Below are 19,352 nucleotides of genomic sequence, written 5' to 3'. Positions count from 1 at the left end.
ATCTTATTTGGCCGTCATGGAATATTTGTCCTGCGCAACCTTCATCTTGTTATAGGGAGTATCAGGCCATGACACACAGCTCATACACCGTTGACCAAAAAGACATCGACGCCTTTCAGCGCGATGGCGCGGTGTGCCTCAGAGGCATCTTCAGCGAGTGGACAGGACAGATCGCTGCGGGCATAGAGCGCAACCTTGCGGAGCCTGGCGTGTACGCGAGCCGCTACGTCGAGCAAGGTGACCGGTCAGGCGGTTTTTTCGATGACTATTGCAACTGGCAACGAATCCCCGAGTTTCGCGCAATGATCGAGCAGTCGCCCGCGGCCTCGATCGCGGCGCAAGTGATGCGCTCGCGCACGGCGCAGTTTTTCCATGACCATGTCTTGGTGAAGGAGCCCGGCGCACAAAAGGCCACACCCTGGCATCAAGACATCCCGTATTACTTTGTTGAGGGAAACCAGTCCGTGAGCTTCTGGATTCCCGTCGACCCGGTGCGCGAGTCAACCCTCAGACTGCTTCCTGGCTCCCATCGTTGGGATAAAGGCATAAGGCCGGTGCGCTGGGCCGATCAAAGCGATTTTTACCAAGGCGCTGACGATTACCGAGACGCCCCCGATCCGGATGCGGAGGAGGGCATGCCGGTACTGGAATGGGAAATGCAGCCCGGTGATGCCGTGCTGTTCGATTTCCGAACGGTGCATGGCGCCAGAGGCAACGGCTCCGCGCAGCGTCGGCGGGTGCTGTCGCTGCGTTGGGTTGGTGATGATGTGCGCTACCTCGAGCGTCCGGGGCGTACCTCACCGCCTTACCCGGGACATGCAATGCAAACGGGCCAGCGGCTGCGTGAGGACTGGTTCCCAACAATACATACAACGCCCTGAAGCGACGTGTTTCGTCGCTGAGGCCTTACCTTTCAGAGCGTATTTCGCTGACATCTGCCCATCCCTGATCTGACCCTTTCACTGCATAGGTGCATCGATGATGAAGATGAAAAACAACGTGATGACTTGGCTGCTTCCCCTTGGGCTGTTGGTGGGCAGTGCCGCGACCCAGGCTGCCGGGTGGTGTGATTCAGGCAAGCCGGTGAAGTTCGCCGGGTTGAATTGGGAAAGCGGGATGTTGCTCACCGATGTGTTGCAGACCCTTCTCAAAGAGGGCTATGGCTGCACGATCGACACCTTGCCCGGTAACTCGATCACCATGGAGAGCGCGTTAAGCAGTAACGACATCCAGGTGCTGGCCGAAGAGTGGGTGGGGCGCAGTGAGGTCTGGAACAAGGCGGCCGCCAGCGGGAAGGTGGTGGGTGTCGGTGCACCGATCATTGGCGCGACGGAGGGCTGGTACGTGCCGCGTTATCTGGTGGAGGGGGATGCCAAACGCGCGATCAAAGCCAAGGCGCCAGGCCTTAAAAATATTGCTGATCTCCCTCAGTACGCCGAGTTGTTCAGGGACCCGGAAGAACCTGGCAAGGGGCGCTTCTACAACTGCCCGGCAGGCTGGACGTGCGAACTGGAGAACACCGAAATGCTGAAAAGCTACGGTCTTGAAGCGAGCTACACCAACTTTCGACCGGGTACCGGCCCGGCTTTGGATGCGGCGGTGTTGTCGAGTTACAAGCGTGCGGAACCGATCTTGTTCTACTACTGGACGCCGACGCCTTTGATGGGGCAAGTCGACTTGGTCAAGCTGGAGGAGAAACCGGGCGTGGACAAGAAGATCAGTATCCAGGTCGGCTTATCCAAAGCGTTCCATGAGCAGGCGCCCGAACTGGTTGCCGTGCTGGAAAAGGTCAACCTCCCGATTGACCTGCTGAACCAGAACCTGGCCCGGATGACCAAGGAACACATCGATTCCCCAAAGTTGGCGAAGATCTTTTTTAAACAACATCCGGAAATCTGGCACGGCTGGGTCAGTGAGGCGGCAGCCAAAAAAATCGACGCGACGCTGTAGGGATCGCCCCAAGGCAAGGATGCCTGGGCTCAATCCCGCGTAGCCGTTGCACTGCGCCGTTGCAGCAAATCGATCTGATCAGCCGGCACCAAGGTCCGTAAGGTTTTATACAGCACTCGGGTTTCCAGCAGGTTCCACACCCGCAGCATGGTTTCCAGTGCGTCCAGGGGTTTGCTGATGAAGTCCCTGGCACCCAACGCCAGGGCGCGCAGTCGGGTGTCGCGGGTGGCGTCGGCGGTCAGCACGAGAATCGGCAGGTATTCACCGGTGGGGATGCGCCGGTTGAGTTGTTCCAACACCGCAAAGCCGTCGAGCTCCGGCATGTGCAGGTCGAGAATCACCAGGTCTGGCTCGAAGCTGTTGAACAGCTCCAGGGTGCGCAACGGCTGAGTGCTGCTCAGCACGTTCGTCAGCCCCTCGCGCGCCAGCAGTTGCTCCACCAGGTCAAGATTCGGGCGTTGATCGTCGATGATCAGAATACGCAGGTCGAGGTTCACACAGCCTCCGGAAAGTACTGGTCGAGGTGGGCGAGAAACGCCGGCACGTTGATCGGCTTGTTCAGTACGGCCGTCGCGCCTGCGTCGTGCAAGGCCTGGCGGGTGAGGTCGCTGGCGTCGGCGGTAATCATCAACACCGGTGTGTCCCGGGAGATCGCAGACCGACGTAAGCGACGCAGTACATTCAACCCGTCGATGTCCGGCAGTGACACATCCAGCAGAATCAGCTGTGGCGCATGTTGCGCAGCGAGGTCCAAGCCCAGTTGGCCTTGCATGCTTGAGAGCAGTTTTATCCCTGGCCTGCGGTGCAGCAAGGTTTCAATCAGTGCGAGGCTGGAGAGATTGTCTTCGATATACAGCATCTTTCCCTGGGGCGCCGTTCCCTCGAGGGTTGGGCGCGTCGACGGGGTGTCGATGGCGGTAACGGCAGGGCTGTGGGGCTCCTGCACGCGCACGAACGGTAGTTCCAGGGTAAAGCGTGAGCCGATGCCATGTTGGCTTTGCACCGTTAGAGTGCCGTCCATCTTTTCCAGCAAGCTCTTGCTCAGCGCCAGGCCCAGGCCGCTGCCTTCCACATTCGGGTCGGCCCCTAGTCGCTCGAACGGCTTGAACAGGCGCTCGATTTTATCTGCCGTGATGCCCTTTCCGGTATCGCAGACGGACACGCCGATGCGCTGGCCTTCAAGCGTGACCTCGATGCTCACCTGGCCCCGCAGCTGGTTGTATTTGATGGCGTTGGACAGCAGGTTGAGCAGCACTTGGGTCAGGCGTTGTCGATCGGCAACGATGCCAACATCTGCCGCCAGCGTTGGCAGCGGCTGCAACTGGATGCCCGCGTCGGCGGCCATGGGAGACACCAACGCCAGGGCTTCTTGCAGTGAGCCCGCCAAGGGAATCGCTTCGATGTTCAACGGCAGGCTTCCCGCCTCGATCTTGGCAATATCCAATACTTCATTGATCAGCGTCAGCAGGTGTTGGCCGGCGCGCAGGATGTGCCCGACCTGCGCCTTTTGGCCTGCGGCCGAGTCCATGTCCAGCAGTTGCGCAAAGCCCAGGATCGAGTTGAGCGGTGTGCGCAGTTCGTGACTCATGCGTGAGAGAAACTCGCTTTTCGCCCGGCTGGCGCGCTCGGCTTCCTCGCGAGCGGTGCCCAGCGCTATTTCTGCTGCGCGACGGTCGGTAATGTCGCGCGTGATCTTCGAGAAGCCACGCAAGGCGCCCGTCGCGTCGAACTGCGCAGTGATCACCACGCTGGCCCAGAAACGCGTGCCATCCTGGCGGCAGCGCCAGCCTTCTTCCATGTAGTGCCCATTGCGAGTGGCTTCGTCCAGCGCCAGGGTCGGGTGTTGCGGGCATTCCTGTGGCAGGTAGAACACTGAAAAATGCTGGCCGATGATTTCCTGCTCGGTGTAGCCCTTGATCCGCTCGGCACCGGCGTTCCAACTGGTGACGTAGCCCGCCGTGTCGAGGGCGAAGATCCCGTAGTCCTTCACCCCATCGATGATCAACCGCAAGCGTTCTTCATTCTCGCGCAACGCACGCTCGCGTTCGGCGAGCAGTAACCCAGCCTCCACCAGCCGCGTGCCCAACTGGCCAATCTCATCGTTTTCGGGCGGTTGTGGCTGCAGGGGTTGACCGAGGGCCAGGCGTTGCGCGTTGCCTTGGACTTGCTGGACCCGGGCGACGATGCCCTTGGACAGAAACAGCACCGCGACGATTGCCCCAAACAGCCCGCAGATGGCTGCCAGCCAGGTCGACAGTAACAGGCGCTTGCGCGTTTCGGCCGCAGCCACTGTGCGCTCGGCGAGCAGCGAATCCTCAAGGGTGAGCATGGTACTGATGTGCTGACGCAACGCATCAAGGATGTGTTTGTTGCTGACCAGAATGCTGGTAATCGACGCAGGGCTTGTCGTCGGATCGTCGAGCATCTCCTCCAGGCCATCGATTTTGCTGTTGATCAGCGGCGTGATCGCCGAGAGCTGTTCGCGTACCCGTTGATCGCGAACGTTGCTATCGAGTCGGCGCAGGGCTGATTCGATCTGCGGCTTGGCGTTGAGATAAGCCGGCAGGAAATCTTCACGGCGGGTCAGCAGGTAGCCGCGCACGCTGGCGGCCGCTTCGGCCAGCAGCGTGTGCACGGCCCGGATGTCGCCTTGCACCCGTAATACCCGGCGCACGTCCTCTTCCGCGCGGGCGGTCTGGCGTTCGGTGGTGTAGATCAGCACCAGCGACAACAGCAGCACCACCAGTGGCAGCGAAATGACCACCAGTGCCTTGCCCCGTAGCGGCAGGTCGGCCCAACGCCTGGCGTAAAACACCCTCATGCCTGCGTCACCAGGCCCAGCGCGATACCACGCACGGCTGCCTGGGTGCGATCGGCCGCGCCGAGTTTGCCGATAACCCGTTCAACATGGGCTTTGGCGGTGCCGGTGGTAATCCCCAAGTGTTCACCTATCGCGCGGTTACTCATACCGTTCGCCACCAGCCCGAGCACCTGGCGCTCGCGTGGGGTGAGGTTTTCCATCGGTGTGGCACCCGCGGCGTTGCGCTCGGTCATGCGTCGCAGCAAGCGCGCGCTGACCGCACTGTTGAGCGCTTCTTCACCGGCGGCGACCCGTTGCAACGCACCTATCACTTCATCGCGGCTGGCGTCTTTGAGCAAGTAGCCCACAGCACCCGCATTCATCGCAGCTTCCAGGTGATCGACGCTGTCGTCCATGGTGAAAATCACCACTTTAAGTTCCGGCAGGCGTTGTTGCAGCAGGCGGGCGGCCCCCAGGCCATTGAGCACCGGCATGCGAATGTCGAGGATGACGATGTCGGGCAGCAGGTGTTCGCACAGTTCCACGGCTTGCTGGCCATCACTCGCCTGGCCGACCACTTCGAATTGCGGATGACCTGCCAGCAACGCGACGAACCCGGTGCGCGTGACTTCATGATCGTCGGCCAGTACCAGACGTAATACGGGAGTCATTGGCGTGTTCCATTCAGAGAGGCAGGTACGCGGGCGTGCAGTTGGGTGCCGCAGTCGATTGCGCTGACGCAACTGAGCTGGCCACCGAGCAGGCTGGCGCGTTCATGCATGGTGGCGAGGCCCAGATGCTGAGCGTCCTGGGTGTCGAGCTGTTGGTCGAGGGCAAAGCCTTTACCGTTGTCGCTTACCCGCAGCGAAGCCTGGTCGTCGTGCAGTTCCAGGGCCAGTTGCACATGGCTGGCCTGCGCATGCTTGAGGATATTGTTGATCGCTTCCTGGCCGATCCTGAACAGCGCGATTTCTACCTGGCTGGGCAAGCGCCCATCGTAGCGTGCGCTCCACTGCACGCTGACGGCGGATTCACGCAGGCGGTCTGCCTCTTTGTCGAGGGCCTTGGATAAGCCGAAATCATCCAGCACCGTCGGGCGCAGGCCTGCGATCAGTTGCCGGCCTTCACCCACCGAGTGCTGGGCCAACGCCAGAATCGCCTGTAAGTCCGCGTCCAGCGTGCCCGGCAGTGTCGGGCAGCGGCCGGCGAACCCTTGCAGGCGCTGATGCACGCCGGCGAGGGTCTGTGCGAGGCCGTCGTGCAGGTCGTAGGCCACGCGTTTGCGCTCGTCTTCCTGGGCGCGCAGGAGCCGATCGACCAGCTCCGACAGCGTGCGATCGCGCGCCTTGAGAGTGGTCAGCAGCCGTTCGTTCTCCAGGTGCGCGGCCAGCAGCGTGGCGAGCAATTGCAGGGATTCGCTGTCTTCATTGTCCGGTGCCCGCAGGCTGACGCTATTGGCCAGAATCAGGCTGCCAAAGGCTTTGCCGTCGCCGCTGCGCAAGGGCACTTGCAGCACGCTGGGCAGGGCGCCTCCCGGCAGCGCCTGCCAGTAAGGTGCGCGCAGGCTGCGGTCGGCGAGGGTGACCAGGCTGCTCAGCCGCTCCTGGCTACCGTGGCGGGCGGTGGTGTGTACGTTGCCCTCGGCGTCCCACTCCTGGATCAGCCCATGGTCCATCGCGAGGAAGGCGCATGCCCGCGTCAGCACGCGTTCGCGCATGGCGCCGGGCGACAGTTGAGTCAACTCCTGCCCGGTATCCACCAACAGCCGCAAGCGCGCCGTGCGACTTTCGGATTGTCGGTAGTGAGCACGGGCAGCCAAGGCGCTACCGGGTGGGTGGGGTGGGGTTGGCATACGTCGGCTCCGGTCCAGGCACAGGCGCCGCGGGCGCAGGGGCGGTTATTAAACCGCGTTAACCGTGGCAGGCGCCATCTGCCAAATGGCATAGACAAAAGGCCCCGGTTGGCCGATGTGGGGTGGTCGGTGGGTTGGCAAAGTGTGCTCACGGACCACCACTGGAGTATCACGATGAAATTCAGCACCGCGTCGATTGCCTTGATGTTCGCCTTGAGCGCCCCGTTTGTTCACGCAGTAGAGACGCAGCCGTATGTTTACCTCGACGCAGCCCAAGCGCCGACGAACCTGAAGGACCGAGAGATTGCCGGTTTGTTTGACCGTTGGAACAGTGCATTGCAGACGGGTAACGCAAAAACGGTGGTTGATTTGTATGCACCGGATGCGGTGTTGCAGCCCACGGTCTCCAACCAGGTGCGCACCACACCGGATCAGATCAAGGATTACTTTGATCACTTCCTGGCACTCAAGCCGGTCGGTCAGATCAACTACCGTGAGATCCGCCAACTGGGCAGTAATGTGGCGATGGACAGCGGGGTCTACACCTTTACCCTGACCGAGGCGACCGGCAAGGTCCGCCAGGTGCAGGCGCGCTACACCTTTGTCTACGAGCAGGTCGATGGCCAATGGAAGATTCTTAACCATCACTCTTCGGCGATGCCGGAGGCACAGGTGAAACACGCCAAGCAGTAAGGGCTTGATCGCCTGGCGCGTGACTGCTGGGCGGAGTCAACCTCAGGCGGCGTTTGCCGTGGCTTGCCGGCCAGGGATGGCGGCAATCAGTTCGCGGGTGTAATCGCTGGCCGGCTGGTTAAAGATTCGCTCCACCGAACCGTGTTCAACCACCTTGCCATGGCGCAATACCAGCACCTCATGGGCAAAGTTGGCCACCACCGACAGGTCGTGGGAAACCAGCACATACGCTATTCCCATCTCCCGTTGCAGCTCTTCAAGCAGGTCGAGGATGTGCGCCTGCACGGACACGTCGAGGGCGCTGACCGGCTCGTCGAGCAGCAGCAGGTCGGGTTTCAAGGCCAGGGCGCGGGCGATAGCGACGCGCTGGCACTGGCCGCCGGAGAGTTCGCGGGGCAGGCGATCCAGAAAACTCACCGGCAGGTGTACCCGACTGATCAACTCCCGCGCGGCTTGCTCCAGGGCGGGTCCTTTGAGCAACCCGAACGACACCAGCGGTTCGACAATGCTGTCGAAGACGCTGAAGCGCGGGTCGAGGGCAGCGAACGGGTTTTGTTGCACCAGTTGCAGGCGTTGGCGCAGCGGGCGGAAGTCGCGCCAGCTCAGGTGTGTGACGTCCTGTTGCTCGAACCAGACCTGGCCTTGGGTTGGTTTTTCCAAGCCCAGGGCGATGCGCAGCGCAGTGCTCTTGCCCGAACCGGACTCACCGACGATGGCCAGGGTTTGGCCGGGGTACACCTCCAGGCTGAGATTCTCCAGCGCGACGAAGGTGCTGTCCTCGCCCTTGACCTTGGGCAAGGCGAACGTTTTGCCTACGTTTTTCAAGCTCAAGATCGGATTGCACGCGTGGGCAATACTGATCAAGGGATCACGGCGCTTGGCGAAGGCGGGGGCGGCGGCGATCAGCGCTCGGGTGTAGTCGTGTTTTGGCGCAATGAGAATTTGCCGTGGCGGCCCTTGTTCGACCACTTCACCTTGTTGCATCACCAAAATCCGGTCGGCGCGGTCGGTGGCCACGCCCAGGTCATGCGTGATGATCAACAGCGAAATCCCACGTTCACTCACCAGGCGTTGCAGATGGTCGAGGATCTTGCGCTGCACCGTGACGTCGAGTGCGCTGGTGGGTTCGTCGGCGATGATCAGGCGCGGGTTGCCGGCCAGGGCGATGGCGATCAACACGCGTTGACGCATGCCGCCGGAGAGTTCGTGGGGGTACTGACGCGCGCGCAGTACCGGTTTGTCGATGCCGACTTGTTGCAGCAGCTCGAGAATGTCCGCGTCGACGCCGGGGGAGCGTTTGCCCTTGGCCAGCACCAGCGCTTCGGCGATTTGCTGGCCGATGCGCAGGGTCGGGTTGAGGCTGACCATCGGGTCCTGGGGCACCAGGCCGACGGTGCGGCCGCGCAAGCTGCGTTTTTGGCGCTCGCTGGCGTGGGTCAGGTCGCTGCCGTCCACCCACAATTCACCGTCGCTGATCTGCGCATTCTCGGGCAACAGGCCCAGGATCGCGTTGGCCAGGGTCGACTTGCCCGAGCCGGACTCACCGACAATCGCTACGGTCTCGCCCTGAGCGATTGAAAGCGACAGTGTTCGAACCGCTTGATTGATCTGCCCGCCGGAACGGTAGCTGACGCTGAGTTGGCGAACATCGATCAACAGATTGTGGGCGCTCATCGCTGGATCTCCTCGAACGTGCGGGCGATATGGTTAAGGCTGAACACCACGGCAACCAGGAACAGGCCGGGCAGCAGGGAAACCCAAGGGGCGGTGATCAAAAAGTGCCGGCCGTTGGCGATCAAGGTGCCCCATTCCGCCGCCGGTGGTGCGGCGCCGAAACCGAGAAAACTGAGACCGGCCGTGGCGAGAATTGCGGCACCGAAATCCAGCGTCGCCAGCACCGCCACCGGGCCCCATGCGTTAGGCAGGATGTGCCGCAGCAAGGTGCGGCCCCAGCTCGCACCGCCGAGGCGGGCGGCCTCGACGTACGGCAGGGTTTTGACCCGCAGCACTTCGGCGCGGGTGGTGCGGGCGAACCCCGGAATGATGCCGATTCCCACGGCAATCGCCACCGGTACGGTGCCAAAGCCGATGGCGGTGACGATTGCCAGGGCCAGCAGCAGGCCGGGCAGGGCCAGCAGTACATCGACAAAACGCATGATGACCGCATCGATACGGCCACCGGCAAAGCCGGACAGGATGCCCAGCCCCAACCCGCCCAGCAGGGCGATACCCACCGCGAGGGACGCCGCCAGCACCGACAGGCTGGAGCCGTACACCACGCGGGTATACAGGTCGCGGCCCAGTTCATCGGTGCCAAACCAGTGAGTCAGGTTGGGCGCGCTGAGTTTGTCGACGGGTGAGGTGGCATAAGGGTCGAAGTTGCTGAGCAGGTGCGGCGCTACCGCTGCGACCAATGCGAACACTACGATCAGCAGCGCGAGGCTGAAACCCGGCCGACGCAACAGCGGCAGTACCGCCGTCGTCACGCGTTGCAGGCGGCTGCGGCGGTGCCAGAGGGGTTCGCTGAGGTTGGCGGGAGTCGCTTTGCGGCCAAGATTCTGCTGAAGGATCGTCATGGTCTAGGACACCTTTGGCGTGTGGGAGATGCGAGGGTCGAACCAGGGGTAGAGCAGGTCGACCAACAAGTTCACCAGTACAAACGCGGCGGCCGAGACTGCGACGATGGCCAGCACCACGGGGATGTCCTGGCGTAGCACCGCTTCCTGGGCCAGGCGACCGATGCCGGAGCGGGCAAAGATGGTCTCCACCAGCACCGCACCGGACACCGTATTGCCCACCTGCAGGCCGATCAGCGTAAGGATTGGCAAGGCGGCGTTCTTGAACCCATGGCGCGCCTGTACCTGGCCACGGCTCAGGCCCTTGGCGTAGGCGGTGACGATATAGGACTCTTGCCACACCCCCTGGAAACTGCGTTGCAGGACCTGGGCGTACACCGCCGCGCTGGGAATCGCCAAGGTGATCGCCGGCAAGACCAGGCTTTCAAAACCACGGCTGCCGGTTGCCGGAAACCAGCCCAGGCCAAAGGCGAACACCTGGATCAGCAGCAGGCCCATCCAGAACACCGGCACCGAGAAACCCAGCGACGGTAAACGCGCCAGTGCCTTCTTCAAGGGTTGCCAGCGTATGTAGGCGGTCAGGTAGGCCAGGCCGATGCCGCCGAGCAGCGACAGCACAATGGCTAAACCCGCCAGGGACAGCGTTTGTGGCAAACGCTCGGCAAGCAACTCGGCCACTGGGCGATTGAGCGACAGTGATTGCCCGAAGTCACCGTGCAGCGCCCCCAGCAGCAGGTCGAAATATTGCTCGAACACCCCCTTGTCCAGGCCGTAATACGCCCGCGCCTTGGCCAGGTCTGCCACCGACAGGGAATCGGCTTCCATGCCCGAGGCGCTGAGCATGATCGACAGCGTGTCACCCGGCAGCAGGTAAAGGATGAAGTAGGTGATGCTATAGGCCCCCCATAGCACCAGAAGGGCCTGGCCGACACGGCCGATCAGGTAGCGGCTCATGGCGTGCCGATCTCGATATCACCCAGCAGCGCGAAGCCCTCGGCGGTCCAGCGGAAGTTTTTCACTTTGGGCGCAGTGGCTGCTTGCCAAACGCGCTCATACACCGGGAAGGCCGAGCTCTCATCGATCAGCAAGTCTTGCAGGTCGCCGTAAGCGGTTGCGCGTTGCTGGCTTTGGGTTGCAGTGATGCCGGCGTCGAACAAGCCCTTGGCTTTTTCCAGCGCAGACGGGGAGTAGAGGTTGGTGGCCACGGTCGAGCTGTTGGCGGTACGCGGATCGAGGATGGTTTGCAGGATGATCGGGTCGGCGCGGGTCATGTAGCTGATCGTCAGGTCATAGTTGCCTGCGGAGTTGTTGGCGACCCATTCGGCGCGTGTCACAACGCTGAGTTTCAACTCGATACCGACCTTGCGCAGTTGATCCTGGATCAATACGTCACCAGCGGTTTCAGCCGGGCTGATGTTGTAGCTCAGGCTCAGGCGCTTGCCGTTTTTCTGTCGGTAACCGTCCGCGCCTTTGGCCCAGCCGGCGCTGTCCAAAAGTTGCTCGGCGCCCGCCGGGTCATAGGCCAGCTTGGTGCCCTGGCTCTTGAAGTAGGGCGTGGTCACATCGAAGATGCCGTCCACCACCGGGAATTCGGCGTTGTAGACGGTGCTGGCGTAGCTTTTGCGGTCGATGGATTTCTGCACCGCCAGGCGCACTTGCTGATCGGCCAGAATGCGTTCGCCACGGGTGTTGGGGTACAGGTTCAGCGCCGGGCCCGGCAGTGAGCGACTCTGGATGGTCGCGCCCTTGGACTCGAACAGCTTCAGGTCAACTTCCGAGAACGGGTTGCGTGGCCACAGGATGTCGGTCTTGCCTTGCAGGAACAGGCCGTTGCGCACGCTCTCTTCGGGGATGTAGCTGATGTCGATCGCGTCCAGGTGGGCTTCACCCTGGTTTTTCATATTGGCCGAGGCCCAGGCGTAACCCTTGCGTTTGGTCAGGTGCGCGCCAACTTCCGGGGTGTAGCTGGCCAGTACAAAAGGCCCGGTGCCGATGATCTTGCCCAGCGAGCGTTCCTTGACGGTCAGCGCGTAGGAGGCGGGCGCGAGGATCGCCAGGTTAGTGGTGGAAGTGGCCTGCAAAAAGCCCGCGTTGGGCTTGGACAGCACCAGCTTGACGGTGAAATCGTCGACCACTTCGGCGCGGTCGTAACCCGCCAGGTACGTGGCGCCGAAGGTCGCCGGCAACTGCGTAGCCAGCGCCTTGTCGCTGTCGAAAGCGGTTTTCACCGCCTTGGCATCGAAGCGCTCGCCGTTGCTGAAGGTCACGTTATCGCGCAGGTGAAAGGTGTAGGTCAGCGCGTCGTCACTGACTTCCCAGCTTTTGGCCAGCCAGGGAATGATCTTGCCGGTCTCGGGGTCCTGGTCGGTGAGGGACTCGGCGATGTTGCGCAGCAGTACCCGGTGTTCGAGCCAGTAGACCTGGAACGGATCGACGCTGACCAGGATGGTGTTGTCGCCGAAGAAGGCGATGTTCAAGGTTTTGTTGGCCTGGGCCTGATCACCCGACGGTGAGCAGCCGGCAAGGGCTAGAGCCAGGGCGCAAGGGGCCAGCAGACGGCGCATCAAGTTGGAGGTATTCAATGGGGTGCCCTCGTGTGGCGATTCGGGTGCATGCAAGGTATTGATCAGAAGTCGTAGGCGAGCTTGGTGTACCAGTAGCCGCCGCCGGGGTAGAACGGCGGGTTGCCATAGGCCGCCAGGCCCAGGCTGCTGTAGACGGCATGCTTGTCGGGGCGCACGTCGAAGATGTTGGTGCCGCCGACGCTGACGGTCAGGTGGTCGACGAAGGTGTAGCTCACGTCCAGGTCGGTGATCCATTTGGCGCCGAAGCTGCGGTCGCCGCTGGGGTTGACCGCCAGGGTCTTGACCGAGCCGTAGCGGCTGGTTTGCAGATTGACCGCCAGGTCCTCGACCTTCCAGTTGGCGCCCAGGATCCATTTGGTCTTGGGCGAGGCGTCGGTGAGGTCGCCCTCGCGGTCACGGCCCACCAGGGTCACGCCGGAATTGGCCAGCGCGGCCGGCGTGTCGCGGCTGCCTTCGATGGTGGTCTTGTTCCAGTTAAAGCCCAGGCTCCAGCGCACGTCGCCCCAGGCGTCCAGTGGCGTGGTGTGATCGGCGACCACATCCAGGCCACGGGTGCGGGTGTCAAACGCGTTGGTGTAGTAGTTGACCCAAGTGCCGGTGGGCACGCCTTGGGCGGCGAGGATCGAGTTGATGACACCGTTGCCCCGGTCATAGAGGTTGCTGGTCAGGGCAATGCGATCATCAATGTCGATCAGGTAGGCGTCGGCGGTGATGCTGGTGCGTGGCGCCGGTTGCCAGGTCAATCCCAGCCCCAGATTGCGCGATTTTTCAGGTTTGAGGTCATCGCCACCGAGGGCCTTGGCCAGGTTGCTGCCCGATGGGGTCAGGCGGGTGACCGCCGGTACCACGTTGCCGTTGGCATCGATGGCCACTCGGTTGTCAGCCACGGTGTAGCCGATTTGCGTCAGGGACGGCGCACGGAAACCGGTGCCGACGGTGCCGCGAACGGCCACGGTATCGGTCAGTTCGTAGCGCGAATTGAGTTTCAGGCCGAAGGTGTTGCCGGAGTCATCGTCGTAGTGTTCGATTCGGCCGGCGAGGTCGAGAAACCAACGCTCAGTCAGATCAAAACCCAGGTCCAGATAGCCCGCGTAGTTATTCCGGATCAGGCTGACTTCATCTTCCGGGCGAATCGTCACCGCGGCCTGCGCGCCCGAAGCGGCCGGGTATGTGCCGGTGATATAGGCCGCAGGCTCACCGGCGAAGGTACTGAAATGCTCCCAACGATGCTCCAGGCCTGCCGACACCTGGACTGGCGAGGTCAGGTTGAACAGGCTGTCGTAGCGGCGGGTGAAGTCCAGGTTGTTCACCCATTGCTCAAAGCGAAAGGTCGCCAGGTTGTCGAACTTGGTCGGTGACGCAGTGCCCAGCGACGGGTTGATATTGAGGTCGCTGGAGTGGTGGACGTTGTTGCGCCCATAGGTGGTGCTGAGGTCCCAGTTCCAGTCGGCCACCTGGCCCTTGCCGCCGAACAGGAACTGGTAATCCCGGTCCTTGATGTTGTTCAGCGGGAAGTAGCCGTTGGGGAATACCTCGGGCACAGCGGCCGTACCGGTCGGCAGGCGGAAGTAGTTGGCGGCTTCGGCATCGCGTTCGCCATAGGTGGAGAACGAGTACAGTGTCAGGTCTTCCAAAGGCAGATCGGCGTTGTAGGCGAGGTTGAACGCTTTGAGGTCGGGGTCACCGTTCTTGATCGCCACCCGGTCCCAGGCCGCTTGCCTGGCCGGGTCTTGAAACGCCCGCACGCTGCTGTCGGCCTTGTCGTTCCAGGAGGCGTTCCCGCGTTTGCGCGCGTCGGCGGAGAAGTGGAAAAAACCGCTTTCGCCAAACGTGAAACCCTGGTCACCGGCCACCTTGATGGTTTCACCCTGGCCCGAATACAACTGGCCGTAACTGGTTTCCAAGTGTCCGCCACTCTTCCCGGACTTGAGGATGATGTTGATCACACCCGCCACTGCATCGGAACCGTACTGGGCGGCGGCACTGTCTTTGAGCACTTCGATATGGTCCACCGCGCTGACCGGGATCAGGTCGATGTCCACGGCATTCGCACCGCTGTTGTCGATGGAACCGCGCTGGCCGGTTGCGCCGTTGTGTCGGCGCTTGCCGTTGACCAGCACCAGGGTGTACGCAGGGCCCAGGCTGCGGTTGCTGAGCGGGCGCGTCACCGAGTTGTAGCCGGCAATGTTGGTGCCGAAGTTGAACGAGGGCAGCAGTTTGGCAATCGCCTCGGACAACTCGGCCCGTCCGGTCTTGAGCAACTGTTCGCTGTTGATCACATCAATCGGGGCCGGGCTATCGGCCACAGTGCGTTCCTGACCCCGCAGGCCGGTGGAGATCACGGTCACGGTGCCGAGTTTGGTGTCATCCGTTGCGTTTTCGGCGAAGGAGGGCGCTGCTGCCAGCAGCAGAGAACTGGTCAACAGTGACAGGTGAAACTTTTTGACCGGTGTGGGGAATGCGATATCGGGCATGTCAGCAGTAATCCATAAAGTCTGGCACTGGCCCTTGGTGCGGGTGCAGCTTCGAAAGCGGGGTAGGGGAATTAGTCAGGTCGGCCCGGCACTGGCTCGCTGTGATGTGAAGATATTCCTATAAAAAACCTGAGTGAAAGTCTTTTTTGGAATAAGCTAATTATTAGATATTGTTATTTTTTATTATTTTAAGATCATCTATTTTTATTATGTTGGCTTCCAGCCCGTGAACGGTCGGACTCAGGAGCGATTGCGATATCAGGCAGCAGAGCACGGACTGCCCGCAATAACGACGCTCAACGACATACAACGTCACGCATTGGGAGCCGTCCTTGAGTGAAGCGAAGACCTCTGTCAATTCAGTGCTTGAAGGGGGCCTCAACGCCTGAGTAGGCCAGAACCGTATCTGGCAATCGGGCGCCCTGGATCTTGATTCCTGAGATAGCGTTATTCAGCTCGTTCAGCTCTTGCGATGTCAGTTGAACTGAGGCTGCCGCAATGTTCTCGAGCATATGAGGCATTTGCGTTGTTCCGGGGATAGGGACGATCCATGGTTTCTGCGCCATCAGCCAGGCCAGTGCAATCTGTGCCGACGTCGCTTGTTTGCGCGCTGCCCAGGTCTTCAGCAAGGTGACGAGTTTCAAGTTAAGGGGTAGGTTTTCTTCGGCGAACCGGCTTTCAAGTTTTCTGATATCCCCGTCTGCAAAGCGGGTTTTAGCGTCAATAGCTCCGGTGAGGAACCCAACACCCAGCGGGCTCCAGGGTACGAACCCGATCCCAAGCTCTTCGCATGTAGAAAGCACACCTTGCTCAGGGCCACGCCACAGCATCGAGTATTCGCTTTGTACTGCGGTCAGCGGGCTGGTGGCATGGGCTCGACGAAGCGTTTCAAGCCCCATTTCACTCAGCCCCCAGTGGAGCACTTTACCTTGTGCAATCAATTCATCGACTGCACCGGCTACGTCCTCAATGGGGACCTGAGGATCGACGCGATGCTGGTACAGCAGGTCGATACGGTCTGTTCTGAGACGCTTGAGCATGGCCTCGACGGCCTGCTTGATGTGCTCCGGACGGCTGTTGAGACCGGGGCTACGTATCCCCGTCTCGGGGTCAATGTTCCAGCCGAATTTTGTGGCGATCACCACGTGGTCTCGAAAAGGCGCGACACCTTCGCCGAGGATCCGCTCCACTTCGAGCGGGCCATAAGCTTCAGCGGCGTCGAAAAGGGTCACGCCATGATCGAACGCCGCATGGATGATATTGAGCATCTCTGGCCGACTGGGAATGGTCGTCTGATACGTTCGACTCATGTTCTGTACACCAAGCCCTACGCTCGAAACCTCCAGCGATCCCAGCCGTCGGCGCCCAAGAGCCTGAGCAGGCGGTTGGGCTCTGTTGGGTGCCGTGACGTCTGGTGTCGCGACGAGGGCAAAAGACGCTGTGCTTGCCAATGCGGGTGCCACAGCCACGCTTGCGGCGGCAGCGAGCAAGCCGCGACGGCTGATAGCCTGAGTGGTGGGCTCTGTCATTCCCAATAGTCCTTTAATTGAGCAAAAGAGATTGGCTTAACGCCCGACCATTTTCATCGCAGCCTCTGGCAAACGATCGCCTTGAACCTGGATTTTCGATACCTCTGAATCGATTTCAACGAGATCGTCTTTAGTCAATTCGAGTTCGACAGCCGTCAGGTTTTCTTCCAGGCGGTGCTGCTTGGTGGTACCCGGAATCGGCACAATCCAGGGCTTTTGAGCCAGTAACCAGGCGAGGGCAATTTGAGCCGGCGTTGCGCCTTTGCGGTCGGCTATTCGTTTGATCGCCACTACCAACGCTGCGTTAGCTCGGCGCGCCTCGGGTGTGAAGCGGGGTACCACATTGCGAAAGTCCGTTGGGTCGAAGGTGGTGTTCTCGTCGATCTTCCCGGTCAGAAACCCCGCGCCAAGTGGACTGAACGGCATGAAACCAATATTCAGTTCTTCAAGCAAAGGCAACAGTTCCTGTTCCGGGGCTCGCCAGAACAATGAGTATTCGCTCTGAACGACAGCGACTCTTTGCACGGCATGGGCACGGCGGATGGTTTGGGCACCGGCTTCCGAAAGCCCGAAGTGCCCGACTTTGCCTTCGACAATGAGCTGTTGCACAGCGCCCGCTACGTCTTCAATCGGAACCGCCGGATCTACGCGGTGCTGATACAGAAGGTCAATACGGTCGGTGCGCAACCGTCTCAGGGAGGCCTCCACGACAGCCTTGATATGTTCGGGACGGCTGTTGGTACCACCGCGCCGTTCGCCCGTCTCCAGGTCTATGTCAAAGCCGAATTTAGTGGCGATGACCACCTGGTCCCGGATCGGTGCGAGTGCGGAGCCTAATAACGCTTCATTGACGAATGGGCCGTAAGCTTCTGCCGTATCGAACAGCGTAACGCCTTGATCATGGGCTGTGCGGATCAGTTTGATCATTTCCTGGGTGTCGGGTGCCGGGCCATAGGCAGCACTCATGCCCATGCAGCCCAGGCCAATGGAGGACACTTCCAGACCGCTGTTGCCGAGCTGACGTTTCAGCATGCTTCGTCTCCTTCGCAAAGATGGGGTGGGCAGGTAGACTTTAAATTCATGTGCCGAACTCAACAATTGGCACTTTGCTTCATGGGGAATTGAGGGGAATTCACTAATGATCCGTGCAGGCCTTCCTGAGTTGACCGCGTTTGTCGCCATCGCTGAGCAACGCAGCTTCAGCGGCGCTGCCAGGGTGCTGGGGGTTTCAGCCTCGGCACTGAGCCATTCAATGCGCGGGCTTGAATCACGTCTTGAACTGCGTTTGTTCAATCGGACAACCCGCTCGGTCGCCTTGACGGAGGCAGGTGAGCAACTTTTCTTGCGAGTTCAGCCGCTGTTGGGTGAACTCGAATGTGCGGTTAACGATGTCACATCTGAGCGCAATACCCCTTCGGGCCTGATACGCCTGAGTGCGTCCGAATCGTCATTCAAGCTGTTGATCCGCCATGTAATGCCCCAGTTTCTCCAGGACAACCCGCAGATCCATATCGAGTGTGTGTCTGATAGCCGCTTGGTTGATATCGTCGCCGATGGGTTCGATGCTGGTATTCGGCTGTTTGATGACGTCCCTCGCGACATGATTGCGGTGCGTTTCGGTCCCGACGTGCGATTTGCCGCAGTTGCTTCTCCCGAGTACCTGAGTCGGCACCCGAGGCCTATGACCCCCCATGATCTCAAGGCTCATCGATGCATCCGGTTTCGGTTCTCCAGCGGCACGTTGTTCCGCTGGGACCTCGATCATTTGGGTCGATCAGCCAGCATTGATGTCGATGGGCCCATGACCCTGGACAATATCAACCTGATGGAACAGGCCGCATTGGCGGGTATTGGTATCGCGTGGGTACCGGAACTTCAAGTCGAGGAGCATTTGCAGGCCGGGCGCCTGGTTCATTTGCTCCCCGACTGGGGCCCTTATTATGCCGGTGCATGCCTTTACTATCCGGCTAACCGCCATCCGCCGATGGCCTTACGGATGTTCGCGGATGCGGTGCGCGAGTGGGTGCGCCAGCAGGCGTGAGGCCGTTTCCACAGGCGTGTGGCGCTACTGGTCAGCGCCGTACCAGTATTGAGCGGTTACACCACCGTCCATAAGGAAGTCACTGCCGGTAATAAATGTCCCTTCAGGGCCCATCAGCAACGCAGCGACCGCACCGACTTCATCGGGTGTACCGCCGCGCTTGGCTGCCGACGACTCGATCATGCGGCGGTACCCGTCCCCGCGCGGGCCATTGAGTTCATCCCGTGCCAGGGGCGTGAAAATTATGCCTGGGCTGATTGTATTGACCCGTGCGCCACGCTTACCCCACCTGACAGCTTGCGCAGCTACGCGCAGTGAATTACCGCGTTTGGATATCTGGTAAGCATTGAGAGGGTCAGTCACTGACTCAGGCTGAAGCATCGGCAGGGTGAGAAGCTCTTCCACCGGGGTCAACGCCAACGCTCTGTTCTGCTCGGCGGTGAGCGCCGGCAATCGGTGACCCGACTGCGAGGCGATGACGATTGCCGAACCACCTTTTGCGATGACATCGCCAAACAGCTCCAGCACCAGCGCAGTGCCATACAGGTCGACCAGGAGAATGGTGGCAGGGGCAGCCTGAGACGGGGAAACACCGGCTGCATGAATGACTCCGGTGATGTCGCCAATGCTTGTAGCCAGTGCGACGAGTGCCTGAACAGACTCGCGGGATGAGACATCAACCTTGGACGTGGTGACCTCAAAACCTGCATCGCTCATTACTCGCGCTGCGGCGTCTGCGGTGTCTTGCCGTAAATCTGCGAGCACTACATGTTTGCCGGCGCTGACGCGACGAGCGATGGCTTGGCCAATCGAACCGGCACCGATGACTACAGTGACATCTGTCATTTTCAT

General features: G+C 60.9%; 16 protein-coding genes. 4 read left to right on the top strand and 12 right to left on the bottom strand.

Features of this window, described 5'->3' with window-relative positions:
- Nucleotides 1-68 precede the first annotated feature (68 nt).
- Together BFL40_RS27160 and BFL40_RS27155 are read left to right on the top strand one after the other, a co-directional pair.
- On the top strand, nucleotides 69-881 hold the full coding sequence (locus BFL40_RS27160) for a phytanoyl-CoA dioxygenase family protein (RefSeq protein ID WP_071486824.1): 813 nt from the start codon (nucleotides 69-71) through the stop codon (nucleotides 879-881).
- Between the two features lie 100 nt (nucleotides 882-981).
- Nucleotides 982-1,950: an ABC transporter substrate-binding protein gene (locus BFL40_RS27155; protein WP_071486919.1), complete on the top strand. Its 969-nt coding sequence runs from the start codon at nucleotides 982-984 to the stop codon at nucleotides 1,948-1,950.
- A gap of 29 nt (nucleotides 1,951-1,979) precedes the next feature.
- Here BFL40_RS27155 and BFL40_RS27150 read toward each other — a convergent pair whose 3' ends face one another.
- From BFL40_RS27150 to BFL40_RS27135, 4 genes are read right to left on the bottom strand one after another with little or no spacing between them, the layout of a single operon-like run.
- The gene (locus BFL40_RS27150) at nucleotides 1,980-2,447 is read right to left on the bottom strand and encodes a response regulator (protein WP_071486823.1); all 468 of its coding nucleotides are present in this window, start codon (nucleotides 2,445-2,447) and stop codon (nucleotides 1,980-1,982) included.
- Nucleotides 2,444-4,771, bottom strand: a complete 2,328-nt coding sequence (locus tag BFL40_RS27145) for an ATP-binding protein (protein WP_071486822.1) — start codon at nucleotides 4,769-4,771, stop codon at nucleotides 2,444-2,446. The genes BFL40_RS27150 and BFL40_RS27145 overlap by 4 nt, the downstream gene beginning before the upstream one ends.
- Entirely contained in the window at nucleotides 4,768-5,421 is a 654-nt protein-coding gene (locus tag BFL40_RS27140; protein WP_071486821.1) for a response regulator, read from the bottom strand. The genes BFL40_RS27145 and BFL40_RS27140 overlap by 4 nt, the downstream gene beginning before the upstream one ends.
- On the bottom strand, nucleotides 5,418-6,602 hold the full coding sequence (locus tag BFL40_RS27135) for a sensor histidine kinase (RefSeq protein WP_071486820.1): 1,185 nt from the start codon (nucleotides 6,600-6,602) through the stop codon (nucleotides 5,418-5,420). The genes BFL40_RS27140 and BFL40_RS27135 overlap by 4 nt, the downstream gene beginning before the upstream one ends.
- A gap of 174 nt (nucleotides 6,603-6,776) precedes the next feature.
- Between BFL40_RS27135 and BFL40_RS27130 the strand changes: the two genes are divergently transcribed.
- Nucleotides 6,777-7,295, top strand: coding sequence for an SgcJ/EcaC family oxidoreductase (locus BFL40_RS27130; RefSeq protein ID WP_071486819.1), 519 nt, complete (start codon nucleotides 6,777-6,779; stop codon nucleotides 7,293-7,295).
- A gap of 42 nt (nucleotides 7,296-7,337) precedes the next feature.
- Here the strand turns inward: BFL40_RS27130 and BFL40_RS27125 are convergent, their stop codons facing one another.
- The 7 genes from BFL40_RS27125 to BFL40_RS27095 all read right to left on the bottom strand — a co-directional run bounded on the left by BFL40_RS27125 (nucleotide 7,338) and on the right by BFL40_RS27095 (nucleotide 17,491).
- Entirely contained in the window at nucleotides 7,338-8,969 is a 1,632-nt protein-coding gene (locus BFL40_RS27125) for a dipeptide ABC transporter ATP-binding protein (protein WP_071486818.1), read from the bottom strand.
- A complete protein-coding gene (locus BFL40_RS27120) occupies nucleotides 8,966-9,871 on the bottom strand; it encodes an ABC transporter permease (protein WP_174555588.1) in 906 nt (301 codons plus the stop codon). The genes BFL40_RS27125 and BFL40_RS27120 overlap by 4 nt, the downstream gene beginning before the upstream one ends.
- Before the next feature lie 3 nt (nucleotides 9,872-9,874).
- Nucleotides 9,875-10,825, bottom strand: a complete 951-nt coding sequence (locus BFL40_RS27115) for an ABC transporter permease (RefSeq protein WP_071486817.1) — start codon at nucleotides 10,823-10,825, stop codon at nucleotides 9,875-9,877.
- Nucleotides 10,822-12,435, bottom strand: coding sequence for an ABC transporter substrate-binding protein (locus BFL40_RS27110; protein ID WP_071486816.1), 1,614 nt, complete (start codon nucleotides 12,433-12,435; stop codon nucleotides 10,822-10,824). The genes BFL40_RS27115 and BFL40_RS27110 overlap by 4 nt, the downstream gene beginning before the upstream one ends.
- A 62-nt stretch (nucleotides 12,436-12,497) precedes the next feature.
- The gene (locus BFL40_RS27105; RefSeq protein ID WP_071486815.1) at nucleotides 12,498-14,930 is read right to left on the bottom strand and encodes a TonB-dependent receptor plug domain-containing protein; all 2,433 of its coding nucleotides are present in this window, start codon (nucleotides 14,928-14,930) and stop codon (nucleotides 12,498-12,500) included.
- A gap of 359 nt (nucleotides 14,931-15,289) precedes the next feature.
- Nucleotides 15,290-16,459, bottom strand: a complete 1,170-nt coding sequence (locus BFL40_RS27100; protein WP_071486814.1) for an aldo/keto reductase — start codon at nucleotides 16,457-16,459, stop codon at nucleotides 15,290-15,292.
- Between the two features lie 36 nt (nucleotides 16,460-16,495).
- Nucleotides 16,496-17,491, bottom strand: a complete 996-nt coding sequence (locus tag BFL40_RS27095) for an aldo/keto reductase (protein WP_071486813.1) — start codon at nucleotides 17,489-17,491, stop codon at nucleotides 16,496-16,498.
- A 106-nt stretch (nucleotides 17,492-17,597) separates the two neighbouring features.
- Between BFL40_RS27095 and BFL40_RS27090 the strand changes: the two genes are divergently transcribed.
- The gene (locus tag BFL40_RS27090; protein ID WP_071486812.1) at nucleotides 17,598-18,500 is read left to right on the top strand and encodes a LysR family transcriptional regulator; all 903 of its coding nucleotides are present in this window, start codon (nucleotides 17,598-17,600) and stop codon (nucleotides 18,498-18,500) included.
- 24 nt (nucleotides 18,501-18,524) lie between these two features.
- Here the strand turns inward: BFL40_RS27090 and BFL40_RS27085 are convergent, their stop codons facing one another.
- Nucleotides 18,525-19,346 (bottom strand): SDR family oxidoreductase, encoded by an 822-nt coding sequence (locus tag BFL40_RS27085; protein WP_071486811.1) that lies wholly within the window; start codon nucleotides 19,344-19,346, stop codon nucleotides 18,525-18,527.
- Between the last annotated feature and the right edge of the window lie 6 nt (nucleotides 19,347-19,352).

It is taken from the genome of Pseudomonas costantinii (genome assembly GCF_001870435.1).
Taxonomy (GTDB): Bacteria; Pseudomonadota; Gammaproteobacteria; order Pseudomonadales; family Pseudomonadaceae; genus Aquipseudomonas; species Aquipseudomonas costantinii.
Note: the sequence above shows the minus strand (reverse complement) of the source record. Positions and strands in the feature narration are given on the sequence as shown.